6 protein-coding genes are annotated in these 4748 nt (G+C 44.1%); 3 read left to right on the plus strand and 3 right to left on the minus strand.

Annotated features, from left to right (window positions below; translation table 11 throughout):
* Positions 1-410: iron-sulfur cluster biosynthesis family protein (locus V7654_RS01900; protein ID WP_335428040.1), on the plus strand; the 410-nt coding region annotated here is incomplete at its 5' end.
* Between the two features lie 110 nt (positions 411-520).
* Positions 521-1066 (plus strand): hypothetical protein, encoded by a 546-nt coding sequence (locus V7654_RS01905; protein ID WP_335428041.1) that lies wholly within the window; start codon positions 521-523, stop codon positions 1064-1066.
* A gap of 63 nt (positions 1067-1129) precedes the next feature.
* On the opposite strand, the gene V7654_RS01910 is transcribed toward V7654_RS01905, so the two are convergent.
* The 3 genes from V7654_RS01910 to V7654_RS01920 all read right to left on the minus strand — a co-directional run bounded on the left by V7654_RS01910 (position 1130) and on the right by V7654_RS01920 (position 3353).
* Positions 1130-2086 carry an alpha/beta hydrolase gene (locus tag V7654_RS01910; protein WP_335428043.1) on the minus strand — a complete coding sequence of 319 codons (957 nt, stop codon included), beginning with the start codon at positions 2084-2086 and terminating at the stop codon, positions 1130-1132.
* A 160-nt stretch (positions 2087-2246) separates the two neighbouring features.
* Positions 2247-2378 carry a hypothetical protein gene (locus V7654_RS01915; RefSeq protein ID WP_335428045.1) on the minus strand — a complete coding sequence of 44 codons (132 nt, stop codon included), beginning with the start codon at positions 2376-2378 and terminating at the stop codon, positions 2247-2249.
* Positions 2379-2450: 72 nt separating this feature from the next.
* Positions 2451-3353 carry a hydroxymethylglutaryl-CoA lyase gene (locus tag V7654_RS01920; RefSeq protein ID WP_335428046.1) on the minus strand — a complete coding sequence of 301 codons (903 nt, stop codon included), beginning with the start codon at positions 3351-3353 and terminating at the stop codon, positions 2451-2453.
* A 166-nt stretch (positions 3354-3519) separates the two neighbouring features.
* Here V7654_RS01920 and V7654_RS01925 point away from each other — a divergent pair, with 166 nt between their 5' ends.
* Entirely contained in the window at positions 3520-4689 is a 1170-nt protein-coding gene (locus V7654_RS01925) for an acetyl-CoA C-acetyltransferase (RefSeq protein ID WP_438825241.1), read from the plus strand.
* Positions 4690-4748 lie beyond the last annotated feature (59 nt).

Raw genomic sequence — 4748 nt, forward strand, 5'->3', positions numbered from 1 at the left:
AGCGAAGCGCCTGGAACGAAAATCCACAGCCTTGTTATACAGAGCTAAAAATAAAAAATCAGGAAGGAGTGCAGGCAGATATGAAGATGAAGATCACACAGGCTGCGACTGATAAGCTGAAAGAAAAAATTTCAGGAAAAGAAGGATATTTAAAACTGAAATACGATATAGACGGCTGTGGCTGTGCAGTGAATGGGGTAGCTGCCCTCTGGCTTGAAAGTGAACAGGAACAAAACGAAATCGATATAGAAACGAATGGTATAGCTGTATTAATTGAAGAAGCAAAAGAAGTCTTTTTTGATGAACAAATGACGCTTGATTATAGTGCAGCGGCAGGTTGCTTCCAGTTAAAGAGCCCAAGAGAATATCTTAATCCGCGAATGAGTTTTTTTGATAAAACCAATGCTTAAACACGGAAGCAAGGGTTATTGTTTTACAATAATTTGGAAAAAGGGTTAAATAAGAGAGAAGCTTTTTTTGATACATAAATCGTATGGTGCAAAAGGATAGGGGGAGAACTATGGAGAAATTGCGGCGAGCTGCCATAATGGCCATGTGCGTGCTTCTGCTCTCTGCATGCACATATAAGACTGCGGAAGAAGCAATCCAAAATGATATTCCGTTCAACATCAAACAAATCGTGCATAAGGAAAAGGTAAAGGATGGCTGGCTGGTCTTTTACACAACCCAACAGAAGGATGGGACCAACAAATTTGATGCGCTGGCAGTTGCCTATATTAAAGGCAGCAAAAAGGATGGCTGGGAAAATGCCGGACATAACCACTGGACTTATTATAAGAATGATTTCATGATTTTATATGCCGACGTGTTCCATACCTATCAGGAAAATGGCAAATTGGATAACAAACTTCCCGTTGTTTTTGGAAAGATCGTCAACCCGGATATACTATCGGTAGAAGCAGCGGGTGCCGACGGAAAATTCAGCAAAATCAACATCATCGAAAAGGGAAATGAACGTTATTACTATGCTATAGGGGAGTATAAAGAAGTGAGAGCGCTGGGGGCGGACGGAAAAGAGATGGATCGCCAAGGAGAAAAGCAGTAAAAAGGTTGGTTCCGAAAGGAGCCAGCCTTTTTACGTTAAACTCTGACTGCTATTGGGGACAGTTCAGACCTCAGAACTCGTTGAAATGTCACCATTTAAATCTCTATCATTTACAAATACATATTCTTCAAGGAACTCGTCAAGCACCTTCTTATATTCCAAGCGATTCTGGCTGTAAGACTGGGCATGAAGTCCGTTTTCGGCCATATACAGCTTCTTTGGGCCTTTTTTCTGCTCAAACAAAGCCTGGGTCATGGACGGCAGGATGAAATCGTCCTTGCGGCTGTGGATGAAAAGAATAGGATTTTTGATGTTTTCAATGACCGAAATTGGTGATACGTCACTGAGTGAATATTTGTCACGAATGCGCACGAATAAGCCGGCAATTGGCAGCAGAAGCCGGGTCGGCAGCAGTTTTACCTCTGCTTTCACTCGATAGGCGAGCTGCGCGCTGAAATCAGAAAATGGGCAATCAGCAACATAGAAATCAGCGCCATCTTCAATTATTCCAGCATAAAGGAGGAGTGTAGCAGCCCCCATGGATTCACCATGGATGCCAAGGAACAAATCAGGTCCCTTTTCTTCTTTAAGCCAGTCAACAACAGATTTCAAATCGAATTTTTCATAGTGGCCATAGCTTGTCGTCTTTCCGCCGGATTCACCATGGCGGCGATGATCGTATATGACAGCATTAAAGCCCCTTTCAAGGAAAAGGTTCATATACTTGACTGAATTCGTTTTGCTCTGCGTCACTCCATGGGCTATGATGATATATCTGTTGGTATCGTGCGGTTCGACAAGGACGGCTTTCAGCGGATAGCCAAAAGATGAGGAAATTGAAACCTCCCGTTTAGGCAAGGCGTCATATTCGTCAGGGCGAAGATGGCCGGCTTCTTTTTCCCGGGTGAATATTTCTTCATCATCCTTCTTTTTCAGAAACATCACTTTATTGGAGATATAAACCCCAAGAGAGGCAAGTACGAGCAAAAATGAAAACAAAACACGGAACGCCTTTCTCACACTCAACCCTCCGTATGCTTTTTTCTTTATTTTACCATTAGATGCGAAAAGACAAACATAAAAAAGACCGCAAAGAATGCGGTCGGAAAATTGCCGTTTGGTAAGTGATATTAATGGCAATTCTTGATAGGCGGAATCTGCCCTGCGCTTCCGCTTTTCTTTATTGCTGTGAATTCTGGCGTTTTGTCGGATGGATCGCTTTTTCCAGATCTTCTGCAGCTACTTGCTGCTTAACATTATCTGCGTTAGGTTTCCCTTGCTGGCTGTATCCTTTATCGCGTTTTTGGCTCATGATGAATTCTCCCTTCTTCAAGATACTTCACCCTTAAGATGAGTATCAGGGAGGGAGCTTATACAAAAAAAATTAAACGCTTACAGAATTCATGCGGAAATAGGTGCTTTCAATTGGCCTGGAAATATTGGGTTTAATGATTTCAATTGCTTGGAGCAGTTTGTCGAGTTCGACTCCGGTTTCGATTCCCATCCTGTGAAGCATATAGACCACATCTTCAGTAGCAGCATTTCCAGCGGCACCAGGAGCAAAAGGACAGCCGCCAAGCCCGCCGGCAGACGTATCAAACCGGGTTACTCCAGCATGAAGTGCAGCGAATATATTGGCGAGGGCCAGTTTTCTTGTGTCATGGAAATGTGCTGTCAGTAACAAATCAGGGTATGCCTTTTTTAATCTGGAAAATAAAGAATAGGATTCATTTGGGGCAGCCATGCCGATTGTATCGGCAACACTCAGCTCATCGACCCCGGCCTGCACAAATTCTTCACAAAGTTCTAGTACGGCATCCTCGTCGACCTTGCCTTCATATGGGCAATAAAAAGAGGTTGAGATGCATGCCCGGACAAAATAGTCTTTTGCCTTAAGCTCAGCGATCAAAGGCACTAGTTCGGCAAGGCTTTCTTCAGTTGTCTTGTTGATGTTCTTTAGGTTGAAGGTATTACTGACACCGACAAAAACGGCAACCGCTTTGCAATCGGTCATAAAAACACGCTCGATGCCCTTTTTATTTGGTGCGAGGACGATGTTTCTAGTAGAGCTGTCTAGGCAATCAGAAACAATCTCGGCAGCATCTCCCATTTGCGGCACCCATTTTGGCGATACAAATGAGGTCAGCTCCATCTCTTTAAGACCAGCATTCTTTAGAGCGTAAATAAATTCTTTTTTGACTTCAGTCGGAACAAAGCTTTTTTCGTTTTGGAGTCCATCCCTTGGTCCGACCTCGATTATTTCAACCTTTTCAGGAAGCTTTAGCAAATTGATTCCCCCTCCTCTTTACATATCTCCATTTTAAATAGAAAATTTTTAAAAATGCAAGAATAACAAAAATTTTGATAAAATAAAAGGGATTTAATAAAATCAATAGAAGTTAATACCATGTGAAATCAGAGAAAGGGTGAGCAGTTTGGGTAAAACCGAAGCAATGATTGTATCGGCGGTAAGAACCGCGATCGGCAGCTTTAACGGAAGTTTGAAAGACATTTCTGCGCCGGAACTAGGAGCCGCAGTAATTAAAGATGCACTAAAGCAGGCAGGCGTACAGCCCGAGCAGGTGGATGAAGTGATCATGGGCAATGTCCTCCAGGCAGGACTTGGCCAGAATCCGGCGAGACAGGCTGCGATAAAAGCGGGGCTTCCTGAAAGCGCTTCCTCTATGACGATTAATAAAGTATGCGGTTCCGGCTTGAAGGCGGTCCATTTGGCTGCACAGGCCATTATCGCCGGAGATGCAGAAATCGTTGTTGCCGGTGGTATGGAAAACATGAGCCAGGCACCTTATTTATTAAAAAATGCACGTGACGGATTTAAGATGGGCGACCAAAAACTGGTTGACAGCATGATTTCCGATGGATTATGGTGTGCGTTCAACGATTACCATATGGGTGTGACGGCAGAAAATCTATGCTCTAAATATGAAATCGGCCGCAGCGAGCAGGACGAATTCGCGGCAGCCAGCCAGGATAAGGCTGTAAAAGCAATAGGAGAAGGCAAATTCAAGGATGAAATTGTGCCAATTCAAATCCCTCAGCGCAAAGGCGACCCGCTCGTATTTGAGACAGATGAGTATCCGAAAAAGGGAACAACAGCTGAAAAGCTCGGCGGTTTGCGCCCAGCATTCAAAAAGGATGGCAGCGTGACGGCCGGAAATGCTTCAGGAATCAATGATGGTGCGGCAGCATTAGTTGTCATGAGCCGTGCAAAGGCAGAGGAGCTTGGTCTTAAGCCGCTTGTTGTCATCAAGGCAAATGCAAGTGCAGGTGTCGATCCAAGCATTATGGGAATCGGTCCAGTTACAGCGGTTAAGAAAGCATTGGACAAAGCAGGAATGTCTCTGGATCAAATGGAGCTAATTGAAGCCAATGAAGCCTTTGCGGCGCAATCATTAGCTGTTGACCGTGAACTTAATTTTAACAAGGATATTTTAAACGTGAATGGCGGTGCGATTGCACTTGGTCATCCAATTGGCGCGAGCGGAGCCAGGATTCTTGTGACACTGATCCACGAAATGAAGCGCAGAAATGCCAAGACAGGGCTGGCTACACTGTGTATCGGAGGCGGACAGGGCGTCGCTACAGTAGTGGAACTCGCATAATATCCTATTTTTTAAAAAGACTCTGTTAAAGCCCCATGCATTTTTTTAAAACCTGTTGA

The sequence above is a fragment of the Bacillus sp. JJ1609 genome (assembly GCF_036967045.1).
Lineage (GTDB): Bacteria > Bacillota > Bacilli > Bacillales > Cytobacillaceae > Mesobacillus.